The 17,909-nt window shown below is 37.9% G+C and carries 14 protein-coding genes; 9 read left to right on the forward strand and 5 right to left on the reverse strand.

The features are described from left to right. Positions 1-268: 268 nt before the first annotated feature. The gene (locus F1560_RS08310; protein ID WP_187773668.1) at positions 269-1,462 is read right to left on the reverse strand and encodes a helix-turn-helix domain-containing protein; all 1,194 of its coding nucleotides are present in this window, start codon (positions 1,460-1,462) and stop codon (positions 269-271) included. A gap of 255 nt (positions 1,463-1,717) precedes the next feature. Here F1560_RS08310 and F1560_RS08315 point away from each other — a divergent pair, with 255 nt between their 5' ends. The 8 genes from F1560_RS08315 (at position 1,718) to F1560_RS08350 (ending at position 12,076) form a co-directional block, all read left to right on the forward strand. Continuing rightward, positions 1,718-3,280, forward strand: a complete 1,563-nt coding sequence (locus F1560_RS08315) for a glucose PTS transporter subunit IIA (RefSeq protein ID WP_149474177.1) — start codon at positions 1,718-1,720, stop codon at positions 3,278-3,280. A gap of 102 nt (positions 3,281-3,382) precedes the next feature. Beyond that, the gene (locus F1560_RS08320; RefSeq protein WP_149474178.1) at positions 3,383-5,506 is read left to right on the forward strand and encodes a glycoside hydrolase family 3 protein; all 2,124 of its coding nucleotides are present in this window, start codon (positions 3,383-3,385) and stop codon (positions 5,504-5,506) included. Positions 5,507-5,709: 203 nt separating this feature from the next. Further along, complete coding sequence (locus F1560_RS08325; protein ID WP_246811919.1) at positions 5,710-6,462, forward strand: MerR family transcriptional regulator; 753 nt, start codon at positions 5,710-5,712, stop codon at positions 6,460-6,462. Continuing rightward, positions 6,452-7,384 carry an ABC transporter ATP-binding protein gene (locus F1560_RS08330; RefSeq protein WP_149474179.1) on the forward strand — a complete coding sequence of 311 codons (933 nt, stop codon included), beginning with the start codon at positions 6,452-6,454 and terminating at the stop codon, positions 7,382-7,384. Before F1560_RS08325 ends, F1560_RS08330 begins: the two co-directional genes overlap by 11 nt. A gap of 35 nt (positions 7,385-7,419) precedes the next feature. Beyond that, a complete protein-coding gene (locus F1560_RS08335) occupies positions 7,420-8,115 on the forward strand; it encodes an ABC transporter permease (protein WP_281292629.1) in 696 nt (231 codons plus the stop codon). 532 nt (positions 8,116-8,647) lie between these two features. Then, positions 8,648-10,549, forward strand: a complete 1,902-nt coding sequence (locus tag F1560_RS08340; RefSeq protein ID WP_149474181.1) for an endonuclease MutS2 — start codon at positions 8,648-8,650, stop codon at positions 10,547-10,549. Between the two features lie 6 nt (positions 10,550-10,555). Further along, on the forward strand, positions 10,556-11,089 hold the full coding sequence (locus F1560_RS08345; RefSeq protein WP_149474182.1) for a GNAT family N-acetyltransferase: 534 nt from the start codon (positions 10,556-10,558) through the stop codon (positions 11,087-11,089). A 555-nt stretch (positions 11,090-11,644) separates the two neighbouring features. Beyond that, the gene (locus F1560_RS08350; protein ID WP_149474183.1) at positions 11,645-12,076 is read left to right on the forward strand and encodes a LysM peptidoglycan-binding domain-containing protein; all 432 of its coding nucleotides are present in this window, start codon (positions 11,645-11,647) and stop codon (positions 12,074-12,076) included. Positions 12,077-12,242: 166 nt separating this feature from the next. On the opposite strand, the gene F1560_RS08355 is transcribed toward F1560_RS08350, so the two are convergent. The 4 genes from F1560_RS08355 to F1560_RS08370 form a co-directional block, all read right to left on the reverse strand. Then, positions 12,243-13,256 (reverse strand): DUF3137 domain-containing protein, encoded by a 1,014-nt coding sequence (locus tag F1560_RS08355; RefSeq protein ID WP_149474184.1) that lies wholly within the window; start codon positions 13,254-13,256, stop codon positions 12,243-12,245. A 4-nt stretch (positions 13,257-13,260) separates the two neighbouring features. Continuing rightward, the gene (locus F1560_RS08360) at positions 13,261-13,827 is read right to left on the reverse strand and encodes a LemA family protein (protein WP_149474185.1); all 567 of its coding nucleotides are present in this window, start codon (positions 13,825-13,827) and stop codon (positions 13,261-13,263) included. A 187-nt stretch (positions 13,828-14,014) separates the two neighbouring features. After that, positions 14,015-15,634 (reverse strand): hypothetical protein, encoded by a 1,620-nt coding sequence (locus F1560_RS08365; protein WP_149474186.1) that lies wholly within the window; start codon positions 15,632-15,634, stop codon positions 14,015-14,017. Then, positions 15,627-16,418 carry an ABC transporter ATP-binding protein gene (locus F1560_RS08370; RefSeq protein WP_149474187.1) on the reverse strand — a complete coding sequence of 264 codons (792 nt, stop codon included), beginning with the start codon at positions 16,416-16,418 and terminating at the stop codon, positions 15,627-15,629. Before F1560_RS08370 ends, F1560_RS08365 begins: the two co-directional genes overlap by 8 nt. Before the next feature lie 282 nt (positions 16,419-16,700). Here F1560_RS08370 and F1560_RS08375 point away from each other — a divergent pair, with 282 nt between their 5' ends. Then, the gene (locus F1560_RS08375) at positions 16,701-17,834 is read left to right on the forward strand and encodes an alcohol dehydrogenase catalytic domain-containing protein (RefSeq protein ID WP_149474188.1); all 1,134 of its coding nucleotides are present in this window, start codon (positions 16,701-16,703) and stop codon (positions 17,832-17,834) included. The last annotated feature ends 75 nt before the right edge of the window (positions 17,835-17,909 follow it).

Genomic DNA, 17,909 nt, shown 5'->3' on the forward strand with positions numbered 1-17,909 from the left:
AAACTACCAAAGATCATTATCAGCTTAATAAGTGTTCCTTTTTATTTATCGGAAACTGTATATTTTACTTTATCAGTTACAACTGGTCAATCATTTTCAATATAATTCATCTTTATCAACAACATCCGGAAAATAGCTTACCTAGACTCCAAAAGTCATCAAAGCCAATCAGCAAAACCCCTATAGTAAAGGAGCATCCCAAACCCGGAATGCTCCTCTCTTTTCTACCCAGGATTCATTCGGGGTCTGACCCGAAATCCACATACTATCAAAAACCACCCTCCCTATACCCAGAAGGAGAATACCCCGTCACTTTCTTAAACACTCTCCCAAAATAAGAAGGGTCCTTATACCCAACAATCCAAGCAATCTCATCAATCGGCAGATTTTCAGTTCTCAATAAATGCTTCGCCTGATTAATTCGAAGGTCTTGTTGATATTCCGTAATCGTCATCCCCGTTTCTTTTTTAAATCTCCTTGATAAATTTCCAGGGTGCGTGTGTAACAATGCAGCTAATTCTGTTTTATCAATTTCCTGATCATAATAGCTCATTAAATGCTCGATTACCTTTTGTATCATTTGAGAATAATTTTGCAGAGAATTTGACTTTACTAAGTCACAGTATTCTCGAATCATATCATCCTGAATGCTGCGTAACACGGCGATGTTTTCGCCATTTTCAATATCGAAGGAAAATCTTTCAGAGATATGATGGATTAATATCGCTGGAACATTACTGTTTCTGGCGGCAATGCGCAATAATGTATTCAAAACGATGGTTAAATTTTTTTGTCGGCGGAGGGGCTGATTGGGAAATCGCTCGGAAAAAGAGAATAGCGTATTATCGGAACTTATCAGCCTTAATGCCTCTTCTTTATTCCCCTTTTCAACTGCATGCATAAAATCCTTTTCAATACTGTACCTTGATTCCACCAGATGAGCCTCGTCATCCACATTAGCATTCCTATCTTTATTTCCTTTATCTTCACTGGAGTAAATCACCAAAGGGGTTGTTTCCGCTTCCTTCATAGCGCCAAATTGCTGAAGTACTGCCTCATAGCTACTGATTTGTTCAGCAGTTACAACGTTTACCTTTTCGAGTACACTTCTCAAATCAGCGCTTTCTTGATTGGTGAGATTGTATTGCAATGCTAACCCGTATATATTCGGAATTTCTTCAAAATAGGGGCCAATGATGATAGCGTAGAATTTTCGCTGTTCCAAAAAAGAATAGCCTAAATAGGATAGTCCCCAAGGATTAATATAGGTGTATAGTTGATCTGTTTTTTTCATTTTATAAAAAAACCCCAGGACATCCTTTTGTTCAGCGCCTGGCATGTAAGCGGGTATGGAGACTTTTTCATCGTGATAGTCGACATCTCCATCCTCACCTACTACATATGTATTTAATTGCGTAAGATGTGAGATTTTTATTGCGGTAGAAATAATGCTTGAATACACGATTATCATTTCCTCCCATAATGCGAAATTTGTCATATATGTTATTTTTATCAGATTAACGTTATTTTTGTCCTATGAGCAAACAAGGAATCAATTTAAAATAGAGATAGATTTATAATACAATTTTAATCGATAATAGTTGTATTTAATAGGAAGTACTACTTCTTAATTTGTAAGCGCATTACTTGAGTTGAGAAAATAGCATAGCAGAAGTCCTTGCGTCTCTATTTAAGTAAGCAAGAAAGGGGCATTACAATGAGTCAGAATGATGTCGAAAAAAAGGAGTCGAAGTTCTCGAAATTTCTCGAAGTAATTTCCGGAAGCTTTGCGCCAATCATTGGTGTACTTGCTGGTGCTGGTCTGTTAAAAGCAGCATTAGCCGTCTTCAGTCAGCTTGGTTGGCTTTCAAGTGAAAGCGGTACCTATATCGTTTTATCTGCTGCTGGGAATTCTATATTTTATTTCCTTCCAGTCTTCCTTGGGATTACGATTGCAATAAAACTAGGCGGAAATGGCTATGTCGGCGGAGCAGTTGGAGCAGCTCTTTTAACTCCTGAAATAGTTAATCTTGTCGACGCCGGTGTTGAATCGGTCAGCTTTTTAGGTCTATCAGTCAATTTAGCAAACTATTCTTCAACCGTATTTCCGATTTTTATTGCAATGTTTGTTTATGCAGGATTAGAGAAATTTTTGAAAAGAATTATATATAAAGATATCCAAATGTTTATCAACCCGCTTATCTCTTTAGTTATCCTGGTACCGTTAACAATGCTTTTCTTTGGTCCCTTTGGTAACTTAGTTGGAGAAGGTCTTGCTGCTATTATAACTTTCCTCAGTGATAAAAGTGGACTGTTGGCAGGAGCGCTTCTTGGCGGTGCATGGACATTCCTTACTATAGCAGGATTACACTGGACAATTATTCCACTTGCGATTGCCAACCTGGCGAATGGTCCAGATCCAATCATCGGTATGGCAGCACCAGCTGTATTTGCCCAAATCGCGGTTGCAATAGCCATCTTTATCAAAACGAAAGACAATAAACTGAAGTCACTTGCCGCAAGCGGAATTCTGCCAGGTTCACTAGCTGGTACGACAGAAGCAATTTACTACGGAATTCTCTTGCGCTTTAGGAAAACGATTGTTTATGTCGTTATTGCCGGTGCAGTTGGAGGAGCGATCAATGGAGCATTTGGTGTCGTGATGAATGACTTTGTTCTGCCGAGTGTCCTGTCCATACCTGCATTCTCGCCTATCAGCCAGCACTTAGTCGGAATCGGAGCAGCCTTTGTGTTAGGATTAATCTTCCCATTCGTATTGGGCTATCAAGGAAAAAATGATGTTACTTCTAATTTAAAAGTGATCAAGCCAGAAACAATTACGAGCCCATTAAAGGGGAATGTCATCCCTTTAGCTGACGTGAATGAGCAGCTATTTGCTACAAATACAGTCGGAAAAGGAGCTGCAATCCAACCTGCAGAAGGGAAAGTCTACTCCCCTGTGGATGGTGAAGTTACGACCTTATTCCCTACACAGCATGCGATTGGAATCACTTCGGACAACGGCGCAGAAATTTTAATTTACGTCGGTATAGATACCGTGAAGCTGAATGGGAAATATTTCAACGTCCATGTCAAGCAAGGGGATCAGGTGAAACAGGGTAATCTATTATTAGAATTTGATAGAAAGAACATTGAAAAAGCTGGGTTTGACACTACTACACCAGTTGTCATTACAAATACAGAGGAATATGCCAATATTAATGTTACAAAAGAAGCTTCGGTATCATCGAAAAACGATTTAATGAAACTGGAGCTATAATATGCTTTTGTATGGGGCTTCTATGAATAGATGATGATGAAACTGTTTATTTTAACTGAATCGTATTCAAATCAGAATTAAAAAATAGAGGAGGAAATTCACATGACACAAAAACAACCAAAACTGGAAGTAAGAAACAAGCAGCTTATTGAAGAAGATGGTTTCACATTCAAGGATTTAAATAACAATGGAAAGCTTGACCCTTATGAAGACTGGCGATTAAGCCCAGAAGAACGAGCGAAAAATCTAGTTTCCTTAATGGATATCGATGAAAAAATTGGGATGATGCTGATTAACACGCGCCGGATGGGTCTTTATCAGGAAGATAAGAGCAAAACAAGCCATCATGGTGTGTTAGATGAAGCGATTGTGGAAAAGGGAGAAAGTATCTTTGCCACCAGCAAGGTATATGGAACGACGCATACAATTGAAGATAGACATTTACGCCACTTCATTTTACGAGATAATTATAGTCCGGGGGAAACAGCGGAATGGATTAATACGATGAATGAAATAGCAGAGGCAACACGATTGGGTATTCCAGTCATCGTTACATCCAATTCAAGAAATGAAAACGGTGAATCTATCTTTGGAATGAATGATGCAATTGGTATTTTTTCCACATGGCCAGGCACATTGGGTCTTGCAGCTGCGGCGATGGGCGATATTAAAAAGGGCGAGGATGCTTCCGTCATCAGTGAATTTGCCGAAATTGCCCAAGCGGAATGGAATGCAACCGGTTTAAGAAAAGGGTATATGTATATGGCGGATGTTGTCACAGATCCGAGATGGCAGCGAACATACGGTACATTTGGAGAGGATCCAGAATTTATTGCAGACGCAATTGGCCGTATTATTGACGCATTTCAAGGAAAAACGTTAGGTAAAAACAGCATTGCCATGACAACAAAGCATTTCCCTGGTGGAGGGCCAAGGGAAAATGGGTTTGATCCGCATTATAAAGAAGGAAAATGGAATCTTTATCCGACTCCGGGAAGTTTAGAAAAATATCATCTGCCACCGTTTAGAGCAGCTGTCGAGCATGGAACGTCATCTATCATGCCTTACTACTCGATTCCAAGCATCAAGAAGAGTGTGGTTCAGGAATTTGAAGGCGAAGATATTCCTTTCGAAGAGGTTGGATTTGCATTTAATCAATATTTCATTGAATACATGCTGCGCAAAAAGCTGGGCTTCAAAGGCTATATTAACAGTGACAGCGGTATTGTTAACAATATGAGCTGGGGCGTTGAGGACTTAAGTATTGCAGAGCGTTTTGCGAAAGCTGTGAATGCAGGAACAGATATCATTGCAGATACAAATGATATTGAAAACCTGAAAGAAGCAGTTAATCGCGGCTGGATCAGTGAAAAGCGGATCAATGAAGCAAATGAAAGATTGCTTACAGAAATGTTTGCATTAGGTCTGTTCGATGACCGTACGTACAATGCACCAGAAAATGCCGACGAGGTAGTAAGTACACCTGCGCACTGGTCTGCAGCGTATGAAGCACATAAAAAATCTGTTACCATTCTGAAAAACTCAGAAGAAACACTGCCATTAACTGCGGACAAGCTCGAAGGTAAAAAAGTATATATGAAAGCTTATCATAAGGACACAGAACATGCAGCGACGTATACGGAGCAGGCATTGGCGGATGCGAAGGAATTAGGTCAATTTGAGTTAACCGATGCGTATGAAGAAGCGGATATCGCAATCTTGTTCTTGCAGCCAAAATCGGGCACTTATTTTAATGCAACACCAGGATTGCTGGAACTCGGTTTATGTGAAAATAAATCCTTAAAAGCGTTGGACGGTGCTCCATATGAAGAAACTACTTTAAGCGAAATCGAGCATTTAAATAAAGTGGCAGAGAACATCCGCAGCCGCGGCGGAAAAGTCATTATCAGTGTAAATGTGATCTTGCCATGGATTCTTGGAAATGTAGAACCATTGGCAGATGCCCTGGTTGCCGGGTACGATACATTCTTCAAAGCACAGCTTGAAGTTATGGCTGGAAACCATCAGCCAACAGGTGTCCTGCCGTTGACATTACCAGCAAGTGAAGAAGTCATTGCAGTCGATGAAGATGGTAATTGTAAATCAAGAAATGATGTACCTGGCTATGACAAAGATAAATATATGCCAGAAGGAATGAGCTATGCCTATAAAGACAGAGACGGAAATGTGTATAAACTAGGACATGGTTTACAGTATAATGGATGAGGTGAGTGAGAGGGGCTGACCGGTTCAGTTCCCCTCCACGAGTTTAAATAGCTGCAGATTAAACAAGAGTAAATCGTATTGTATATAGAATACGGTTTACTCTTGTTTTGTAAAAATTATTTTTTAAAAAATCAAAATTTCCCGCATTTACCCCTTGAACCACACGTAACGTGTTGTTTTATACTTAAGATAAATAAAAAGGGGTGAGGAAAATATACACGATTGGGAAACTATCCAAGAACACAGGGGTAACCGTCAGAACACTGGATTACTATGATGAAATTGGCTTGATCAAACCATCATCAAAAACGAGTGGAGGGCATCGTTTATACAGTGAAGATGATGTGATGAAGTTAGAACGTGTTTTAGCATTGAAATATATGGGATTCTCGCTGGAACAGATTAAAGATATATTGGAAAATTCCACGTCGAACTGGCAAGAGTCAATCCAACACCAATTAGAACTGGTTAAACGAGAACAGGAACGTTTAAAAATGTTAGAACAAGCACTTCTTGGCGTATCGTATTCCATTGAATTTGAAGGGGAAATCAATTGGCCAGTCATTTTCAGCATTATCCAGTTGTATCAACACGATCCCGGAGATGTCTTAGAGCAATATAAAGAATACCTAAACGAAGATGAAATGAAGAAAATTATCGACATGAATGCTGCAAACATGAGTGAGGAAGACATCAAGGAATGGTTAAAGGTTATTGGTGATATCCGAAATAACCTTCATCTTGATCCAAACTCAGAAGAGGCGGAGCAGCTCGTCCTATGCTGGGCAAACCAAGCAGATAAAATGTTTGGGGAGGATGAAGAATTGCTTGGAAGCATGTGGGAAGCGCTGCAAAACCTACAGGAGGGTATCGCATTTTATCCAATGGACAAAGATGTGATTAATTTTATTAAACGTGTCGCTATTGTAAAGAGGGAGTCAACGAATGATTCTTAATGTAGAGGCTGTAACAAAAGGATTTACAGGTCGTCGGGAAAACAAGATGATCGCTAATGATAATATCTCCCTTCATATTGATGAAGGTGAAATATATGGGCTTCTCGGCCAGAACGGAGCTGGGAAAACAACATTGGTAAACCAAATATTAGGGTTAATCACTCCTGATTCAGGTGATATTCAGCTGTTGGGGAAATCGGTACTTCAGTCACCAGAAAGGGCTCGATCCATTTGTTCCGTACAGCCACAGTCTCAAGTACCACTCGGTTTTCTTACCCCCAAGCAGGCAGTTACATTGATTGGAAAAATGCGTGCAGGCAAAAAATTTGATCCAAAGCGGGTGGAAATGCTTTTTGAGGCATTGGATATGGGGGAGTGGGCAAATAAGGAAGGAGAGAAATTATCGGGTGGTGCAAAAAGACTAACCGCCTTTTGTATGGCAGTCATTGCCCCTGGTAAATTAGTGATTCTGGATGAACCAACAAACGATGTAGACCCAGTTCGCAGGCGTTACCTTTGGCAGGTGATACGCAATCTAACCAATGATGGCACCTCGGTAATTTTAGTCACGCATAATGTGCTGGAAGCTGAAAAAGCGGTTGATCGTGTGGCAATCATCAATAAAGGGAGAATTCTCACGCAGGGAACACCATTGGAAGTGAAAAGTTCAGTAAGTAACCAAATGCGTATCGAACTAAGTTTAGCTAGTGAGTTAGATATCGAGATTCCTAGCTGGGCGCTTTCCTCTTATAAGAATGGCTCTCGACTATTTTTTGCTATAGATCCTCAAGAAGTAACAGCAACGATAGAATGGGCAAAGCGGCAAGTTGATAAAGGGCTTATTATGGACTATTCCTTGTCTCCAGCGACGATTGAGGATGCTTATATTGAGTTGACTTCTAAAAAGGCGGTAGGATTATAATGAATGTACTAAGCCATTACAAGTACGTCTTTCAGATGCAATTTCTTAGAAACGCAGGATTTTTAGTGTTTATGATTCTTATTCAAATCTTGATATCCATCGGCATTGTGATCGGCTTTACCTATCTTCTCCCAGCCCCAGATACAAATTCGATTCTTTTTCTAGCAACAGGAGCACCAACAATCATTCTAATTTTTACGGGCTTAGTGATTTTACCGCAGCAGGTTGGTACTGCCAAATCAGATGGCTATATGGAATTTATGCGTACATGGCCAGTTAATCGCGGTGTCATTCTTGGAGCAGATACAACTATTTGGCTAATCATCACGCTGCCAGGTATTATTATTTCATCTATTATCGCACATCTCATGTTTAGTCCAGGTTACGACATCTCTTGGACAGTAATTCCAGCCTTACTCATGATTGCATTAACATCTATTGGTGTTGGCTACGGATTTTCCTATCTCTTGTCACCAACAGCTTCCCTTGCTCTTTCACAAGTCATTGTTTTTGGAGCACTCATGTTTTCACCGGTAAATTTCCCATTGGAGCGGCTGCCAGAATGGCTTCAAGCCCTTCATCAGGCACTTCCGATTTATTCGATGGCAGAAGTAATGCGGGCGTCGCTCGCTGCGTCTACCTTTGAGGCAACTGCCGGGAATTATATTAACTTATTGATTTGGTGTGTGCTGGGGTATGGTGGAGCTATAATTATTTTGAATAGGAAGTGATGTGCTTAAGGTTGCGATTATTCGATTCGGCTGCCAAGCTTGTTATGACGTGTTTCCCATGTGAATTTATCATCATTAAATCCTGGAAATACGTCACCTTCACATTTTTATTAGAGTATTGTATAATGATAACTGTTAATTAGATTTCAATGATTAAAACTATAAATTAATTCGAGGTGCTTTTTGTGAGTGCGGTAGGTTCTAAATAGGAAAAACTAAATGAAATAAATTTGTGGACTAAAGGGGATTTTTTTAGAAATCACACCCTTCGTTTAGTCATGGATTTATTTCAATACCTATGAAGATACCTACCATACTTTATAAAGCGTGTAATATTAGGAGTTAGCTATACTTTTTTAGATAGCTTATTTCCATGTATTTGCATATTACACATGCCTTGTAAATGTAAAGAAAGCTGCGGTATCTCCGCAGCTTTTTTGTGTTTATTTTTATTATGTAAAGCTTCATTGAAATCTAATGGGTAGGTATCTTCATGTATGATAAAAATAAGTCATAGTGAGGAGCATGGAAAGTGAATAAGATGACGTTTGAAAAGTTGCAATATAACGAGTTAAAAGGAATAGTTAAATCGTATTGTGTAAGTGGATTAGGGAAGAAAATGTTAGATAAGTTGAGACCAAGTTCAGATATGAAAGTAGTTAAAAGTCGTTTAAATGAAACGACTGAGGCACGCGCAATATTAGATGCAGTAGACCATGTGCCATTTTTAGGGGTTTCGAATATTGAGCTTATCCTTCAAAATCTCGAAAAGGGCATGATTCTTGATCCGAGCGAATTAGTTAGTGTATCGGATTTCTTAAGAGGCTGCAGGAAAATTAAAAAGTTTATGCTGGATAAAGCGTTTTTTGCACCAATAATCGCGTCGTATGCGAATTCAATGTCTGAGTTCAAAAATGTGGAAGAAGAGGTTGATTATTCAATCAAAGGAAATCGTGTAGATTCCGCTGCAAGTAAAGAATTAAGACGAATACGAAGAAGTATTGAATCAGTCGAAGAGAAAATTAAAGAGCGCTTAAATAAGTTTTTAAATAGCAGTACCAATAAAAAGTATATTCAAGAAACCTTTATTAGTAAGAAAGGCGATCGATATACAATACCAATTAAAGCTTCCTATAAAAATCAAGTTCCAGGAACAATTATTGAAGTTTCTTCTAAAGGGTCAACGGTCTTTATAGAACCGGATACAGTTACAAAATTAAACGGAGAACTCGCAAGCCTGCAAGCAGAAGAAGCAATCGAGGAATACCAAATATTAGCTGCTTTATCAGGAATGATCTTAGAGAACATGTATGAGATCAAGATTAATCTCGAACTTATCAGCCAATATGATATGGTATTTGCAAAAGCAAAGTTCAGCAAACATATTGGTGGAGTGGAGCCCAAATTAAATGATTATGGGTATATAAAATTAGTTCACTGCAAACACCCACTTTTGTCAGGAGAAGTTGTACCGCTTAATTTTGAAATCGGAGAAAATTATCGTAGCTTAATTGTTACCGGACCAAATGCTGGTGGGAAAACCATTGTCCTAAAAACAATTGGATTATTAACTTTAGCGACGATGTCAGGCTTTCACATTATTGCAGATAAGCAAACGGAAATTTCGGTTTTTGAAAACATCTTCGTAGATATTGGTGACAACCAAAGTATAGAAAATGCACTAAGTACATTTTCATCTCACATGAAAAATCTATCGGAAATAATGGTGGGATCCAATAATCATACACTTTTACTATTTGATGAAATCGGAAGTGGTACAGAACCGAATGAAGGAGCGGCACTTGCAATTTCTATTTTAGAAGAGTTTTATCATATGGGTTGTATTACGGTTGCGACAACACACTATGGGGAAATTAAACGCTTTTCGGAAATGCATCATGACTTTATGAATGCAGCAATGCAATTTAATAGTGAAACATTGGAACCAAAGTATAAGTTAATGATAGGTAAATCAGGGGAAAGTAATGCCCTTTGGATTTCTGAAAAAATGAATATACGAGAAAGTGTCTTGCAAAGAGCAAAAGACTATATGGAAAATAAATACTATCATTTAGAAACGGTGGTGGAAAGTAAGAAAAGGAAGCCGAAGATCGACAAAGAGAAAACCACAGAGAAGTATGAATATAAAAAAGGGGATCGTGTGAATTTATTGGACCATAATGACATTGGAATTGTATATAAAGGGATGGACAATTTCTATAATGTTGTCGTGTTCTATAAAGAGGAATTTATGAAAGTAAATGTGAAGCGACTCTCCTTAGAGGTACAGGCGCAGGAATTATATCCAGAAGGATATGATTTAGAAACATTGTTTATCGATTACAATACGCGAAAAATGCAGCATGATATAGAGCGTGGTTCGAAAAAGGCACTTCGCAAAATCCAAAAAGAAATACGAAAGAACAGGGAGTAACTTTACATGAATAGTATGATTAGACAAGAACTACCAAAAGATTATAGCACGACAGAAGAAGTTGTAAAACAAGCATTTTTGAATGAAAAATATAGTGACAGGAAAGAACATCAACTTGTAAATCGAATTAGAAAATCAAAGGCATTTATTCCTGAACTTTCACTAATCGCAACGGATCAAGACAAGGGGATGATTGGTCATATTCTGTTATCTAAAATTTCCATTGTAGATGATGAAAAATCGGTGGAATCTTTAGCACTTGCTCCCGTGTCTGTGGTACCTCAGTATCAGAAAAAAGGTGTCGGAAGCCAATTAATTCACGAAGCGTTAAAGAAAGCAAAAGCGCTTGGTTATCATTCAGTTATTGTGTTAGGGCATAAAGACTACTATCCAAAGTTTGGATTTAAACAAGCACAATTATGGAATATAAAAGCGCCATTTGAAGTACCTGATGAGGCATTTATGGCTTTAGAACTAACAGAAGATTCTCTTGAAACGGTTCAAGGTGTCGTTCATTATCCGAAAGCATTTTCTGAGTAAATGATCATAGAGTCAGATTCTAAATCTACAATAGTTTAGAATCTGGCTTTAAATCAACACAATAGAATTAGACTTGTTAAGATTATTGGTTAACAGTTCAAAAGGGGAGAATGAGTTATTTGTATTTCAACTATGTATCTATCAAATTTCTTTTTCAACAGAACAATACGCACTACCTTCCGTTGCTAAGACACAAATCCCAAAATTAACGCACTATCTCCCGGCGCTAAGACACCATTCCCAAAATTAACGCACCATCCCCGGCGCTAAAACACCATTCTCAAAATTAACGCACTATCCCCCGCCACTAAGACACCATTCCCAAAATTAACGCACTATCCCCAGCCGCTAAGACACCACTCTCAAAATCAGCTCCTAACTTTACATATATATTTCAATTCTATTAAAGCCTACAGAAGAAATACCTTGCTATGCGTATTCTATATTAAATACACATAGGAGGTCATTACTATCAAATACTTAACACTAATCACACTAGTAACTTTAGGATTAATCTTATTTACGGACGAAGTACATGCAAGCAGTCAGTATACGGTGCAATCAGGAGATGTTTTATCCGAGATTTCAAGGAATCATAATGTAAGTGTAGATTCATTGCTTGAATTTAATACGTTTCTTACAGACCCTGATATCATTTATGCCGGTCAGACGATAACCATACCAGATTCAGAGGGAGAAACGTTTACAGTAACTGCTTATACAGCAGGCTATGAATCTACTGGAAAAGAACCTGGAGATCCAGCATATGGTATTACAGCATCTGGTACGGAAGTGCAGGAGGGTGAGACAATTGCCTGTCCGGATTCATTATCATTCGGGGCAAAATTGTATATTCCTTATTTTGATAAAACATTTACTTGTGAAGATAGAGGAAGTGCCATTACAGAAGGTCGGTTGGATGTATATATGGAAGATTTAGATGAAGCATTAGAGTTCGGCGTTAAAGATTTACAAGTGCACTATTAGATGAACTGTTTGGTTTTCAATTTAGTGAAGGTGAAAACTTCTTTATCTAAAAGTTGAAATAAAGCTGACTTGGCTAATTTAGCCTCGTCAACTTTTTTATGTTAGAACAGGCAGGGAACGGCAGAATATAACGCTGTCCAATTAAACCATCCTTGCCTACAGTCTTTTATTCCTTGCTCCATATTCGTGTATTAAGATTCAAGTCATTAATGATACGGAAGAATAATATTAAATCATCATAAGCAATTTTAGACTGCTTTTTCATGGAGTTATAAATACTTGGTTCGAAATAGTCTTTTTTATTGTATAGAAATAAACTAATGAACCGTTTCCTAAAAGCTATATCGATTGGATTGCGGTTTCTTTTTCGAAATGCCACTAAATCTTCCATTAAATTGGGGGAAAGAATGTAACGTGCTTCGAATTCATTTGTCGTCCGCACTTTAAAGTACTTATTGAATTCATCATTTTCCATTTTAATCGTAGTTAATTTCTTTCCACTTAGCATGCGGTGGTAATGGTGCCTGAAAAAACGCTTTACATGTTGAAAACTAAAGATTTGTTTATCTCGCAGGACGGTATGACCTTTAAAATGCTTATGGAAATCTGCAAGATACAGGACACCTTGATATCTTGGTATTAGCTTTCTGTTTTTTCTTTCATTGCCAGAGCTCTTTACTTGTTTGTAGAGCCTTAGTTCAGAGAAATAGAAAGCAGTAGAACCAATTTTACCGATAATTAAATCTTTGCCGGCTACACGATCAATCCGATTTAAATAGAATAGACCAGATTCACCAATTAAGAAATTATCAATTTTACCATTAGTAGCGTATCCCCACTTCATCTCATAATTTGGGTCATCTTCTGGCAGATTCGCACTTTCAAATAACGCCTTTAATAGTCTCTTTACTACTTTGCGTTTAAAGGCCATACGAAACGATCCTAGTGTTTTAAAGATACTGACAATACTTGCCACCGTTCCAAAGAAAAAAACAAAAGCAGCTAGCCACTGGATGCCTGCGTTAGGAATAGAAAGGCCAAAAATTGCAGGAATGATAATACTAGCAAAAAGGGAAATCCAGCCAAGTATGTACTTGATTATCGTTTTAGATCTGATTTTATTCATTTCGTTTAGATCATCTTTAATGAGATGATAGATTTCATCATAGCTAGAAAACATGTGGTTAACCCCTTAGAATTTTGGCTATATCTACATCTTGCTTTTTGCTAGTATCAATGTGCAATAGCTCTCTTTTCTCTAGATTCATGAAGAATTTAAATAGATTTGTAGGAAACTGCTGCAGCATCGTATTGAATTTCGTGACCCGTGCGTTAAAGGTTCTTCTGGATGCGGCGAGCCTTTCTTCCAGTTCATTAATGCTTTTCTGTAAGTGAAGGTAATTTTCATTTGCCTTTATCTCCGGATAATTTTCGACTTGAACCTGTAAACCACTAACAAGTCTTGATAGTTCATTTGAAGTTTTTACCTTTTCATTCTCATTTGGGTTGTCAAATTGACTGCGAAGCTTCGTTACTTCTGTATGGACTTCCTTTTCATGCTTCGTATAAGCGGCAATCGTCTCTGCTATTCTTGTGAGGGAATCAAATCGCTGTGCTAACGTAATATCAATATGTTTAAAGGATTCTTCTATACTGTTTTTTAAAGAAATAAAACGGTTATAGGTGACTAGTGCCCATAAGAGAACAAGAACGGCAACAGCTGTGCCTATCATCCACGGTTCAATGTTCAAGAAATTCAGCCCCTTTTTACTATTTACAACTATTATATAGTTATCGTTTCGTACTATCCAGTTACTTTTGATTTATATCTTATTACAAGATAATTGACCTGTTTTTATAACGAAAATAGAAAACCAAAAGGACAGTCCCGTTCACTGGTTTAAAGTGGTGGAGGACTATCCTTCATTAAGTTAAGTTCTATTTAAAAACCATCTTCCACCATAAGATCGTAAGCACGATAAGAACTACCAAATAACCATAAATTGCGAAAGGTATGAAGGAGATTAATAAATGTAAAATCGTAAATCCCCCAACAAAAAGCATTAATAGGAAAAATTTCCCGGTAGCACCTCCGCCTTGTTGAGCAGTTTCAATCGGCTCGGTAAAAGGATATTTTCCGTTATTAAATATCTTATAGGATATAAGCATCTGTAATAATGCTGAGACCACAACAATCGCTAAATCAGGCAAGATACGGAAGGAAAATATCCAGATGTATAATACGGACAGCGCAAAAATAACCGGTAAGTATAGCTTTACAAAAACTGCCTTTAACGTTGCACTGTAGACAATGGCATGTTTTTGAATCGGTGTTGTTTGAAAAATCCATGCTCCTTTATATTTCGCAGAAAACTGCAGCATATAAACAACTGTTCCAATAATAATGTTAGAAAAATAGATGGTTAAAAAAGATCTGCCTTGTCCCAATTCATCTAGTGTCTGAAAGCTCAAATTGTTAAAAAGAAAAATTAATGGGAAAACAAGTGCCATTCCCACTGAAGGATAGACTTTTAATTTAAAATCCCTCTCCTGACTAATCATAATGGAAGAAAAGCGGTAAAATATTCTTTCCTCTCTGCTGAAGCAAATTAATTTTTCTATCAGATCATTTAGGGTCCATTTCTTCTTGCCTTTCGTGCTTGATTCTTCCATTAGCTTTTGTAAATTCCGTTCGAACGATGGCATTAATACATAATATAGGAAAATCGAGATGATTGGCCCTAACACTGCAAATAGGGAGAGGACAATAATCTCGCTGGAATAATTTTGGTTTAACACCAGTTCAAATGGTGCACCAAACCATACTGGTGGAAGCAATACATGCCACCAGCTAAAGTCATAAACATATTCAAAATCTACAAAATCAAATAATCGTATAATGATTTGATAGCCGACTACAACTGCTACAGCTAGTAATATCTGCACATAATTAATAATATCTTTCAGCTTTTCGCCATCGAAAAATCGTAATACAACCATATAGATGAGTGCAGTAAAAGCTAGTATTAACAGGTCTATTAAAATAATTTCAATAAGGAATAAGAGAAAGTAAATAAATCCTTGTGTAAAAAGAAATACAATTGCTGGTATGGCTATAAATGCACCAGTAAGCAGAGTTAAGTAGATCGCAACATGAAAAAACTTGGCTGCATTAATGGTTCGACTGTTCACTGGTTTTGTATTCAAAATAACTTTATCCCGAACATCTAGAAGTACGGATGAAAAATCTGAAATCATTGATGTGCTTAGGATGAACATAGCAATCCCAGTTATAATACTCATCTGGAATAAATAATTATCCCCAAGAAATACAAATGGGACGAGCATAAGACCGTATAAAGCATAAATCCATAATGATTTAAGAAATTGATTCCCTTCTTTTTTCTTCGCGTTTTGACTAAGAATGGTTGGAACACGCCGCTGGTCCATCGTAAGTTTTAATTCAAGGATTTTTCGCATCACAGTATAATCAATATTTAATTTGCGGAACACCCATTGAAACGTATCAAGCACTTTTAAAATACGGATTTCACTCATCTTGGCTATCCCCTGTTACAATGGAGACAATCTTTTTCGCTGTTTCTTGATGCTCGTCAAACCCTGTTAATTGATTAAATATAGCCTCCAGTGACCCTGCCTTACTTTGTTCTTTTAGTTCATCAAAAGAACCGTCCGCAGCAATTTCACCATTGACTAATAGAACAATTCGGTTACTTATCTTTTCGACCACATCCATAATGTGAGACGAATAAAAGATAGTTTTCCCCTGGTTAGCCAAGGCCTCTAGCATATCTTTCATAACCATAACACTATTCGCATCAAGTCCACTTAATGGCTCATCAAGGAAAATCAAATCTGGATTATGAAGCAGGCTGGAGGTGATTAGAACCTTTTGTCTCATGCCTTTAGAAAAAGAAGAGATTCTCGAATGAAAAACGTCTCCCATATCAAATTCTTCTAAAAGACTTAATGCCTTCGCCTCGGCTGTGGTTCGTTCCAAACCATATAATTCACCGATAAATGTGAGATATTCAGCTGCTGTCAGATTATCGTAAGTCTCTGCATTTTCCGGAACATAACCGATTTTTTGTTTGTATGTATAATCATTTGATGTAATATTCTGTCCAAAAATTTCTACAGTCCCGCCATAGCCATCTACTAAGCCGAGCATGATTTTTAATGTGGTGCTTTTCCCAGCTCCATTTGGGCCAATATATCCTATGATTTGACCCTGGTAGACATCTAGATTAATTCCGTTTAAAACATCCTTACCAGGATAACTCATGGTTAGATTTTGAAGTGATAATACTTTCCCATTCATCCCTTTGTGCCTCCCTTGCTATTAATCTATTTATCTCCTATTAACATAACAATGAGAAATTGGAAATGCAATGGAATTTAGGATATAAAGATTCCCTGCTTCTATTGAATAGAGAAGTTATAACTTTTAAAGGAAACTGAAAATAGTTTTATGTTTCTTGACAGTTACACGCTGTTAAAGGATGGCCAAAATCGGGACGCAACCCATGAATAATATCTTAGTTTATCCACCTGAAATTCCGGGGACACACCTTATAAATGCTTATATAAGGATGTGAACCGAATGAAGGCCGTAACATTTCAAGGTGAAAAAGCGATGGAAACAAAAAATGTTGATGACCCGAAAATTCAGGAAGGCAGTGATATGATCGTACGAATTACCGCTAGTGGCATCTGCGGATCAGATCTTCACTTATATCATGGCGGAATTGTCCCGAAAGAGGATTACGTCGTTGGACATGAGCCAATGGGTATTGTCGAGGAAGTTGGTTCAGATGTAAAAAATCTCAAAAAAGGTGACCGTGTCGTGATTCCATTTAATATTGGGTGTGGAGATTGCTTCTTCTGTAACAACCAGATGGAAAGTCAGTGTGATAATTCCAATCCACATGGTGAGCCTGGTGGTTTATTCGGATTTGCTGATGATTTTGGGAATCACCCTGGTGGTCAAGCAGAATATTTACGTGTTCCGTATGCCGATTTTACATCCTTTAAAGTTCCAAAAAATAGTGAATTAGATGATGAGCAGGTATTATTCTTATCGGATGTCATTCCAACCGCGTATTGGAGTGTTGAGCATGGTGGCGTCAAAGAAGGGGATACGGTAATAATTTTAGGAAGCGGCCCAATTGGTCTTATGGCTCAAAAATTCGCTTGGCTGAAAGGCGCAAAGCGTGTTATTACCGTCGACCAAGTAGAGCACCGACTAGACCATGCGAAGAAAACGAATAATGTGGAAACGTATAACATTAAAGAAAACGAAAAAATCGGAGAGCTCTTACACGAAGAAACAAAAGGTGGAGCAGACGTCGTAATTGACTGTGTTGGGATGGATGGTACAGTCCCACCAAACACTGAATTTGGATCAGAAAGCGATAACCAATTTGGAACCATTAGTCCAATTATCACTGCATCACAAGCTGTACGGAAGTTCGGAACGGTCCAAATAACGGGTGTTTATGGTACAGAGGCAAATGGCTTCCCACTCGGCGGCTTTTTCACTCGAAATGTTTCATTGAAAATGGGACAAGCTCCTGTGATTAACATTATGCCAAAACTGTATGATATGATTGAGAATAAAGAGTTTGATCCAACAGATATCATTACACACCGCGTTAATTTGGATGATGCTGCAATAGCTTATGATATTTTTGATAAGAAAGAGGATGGCTCTATTAAAGTGATTTTCAAGCCGTAATGTATTGGTGTAGGCCAAACATTTAACAAGTCCACGGGGATAGACCTCCGTGGACTTGACTTTTTCATATCTTAC

Origin of the sequence: Oceanobacillus polygoni, from assembly GCF_008304605.1 — a bacterium.
Lineage (GTDB): Bacteria > Bacillota > Bacilli > Bacillales > Amphibacillaceae > Oceanobacillus > Oceanobacillus polygoni.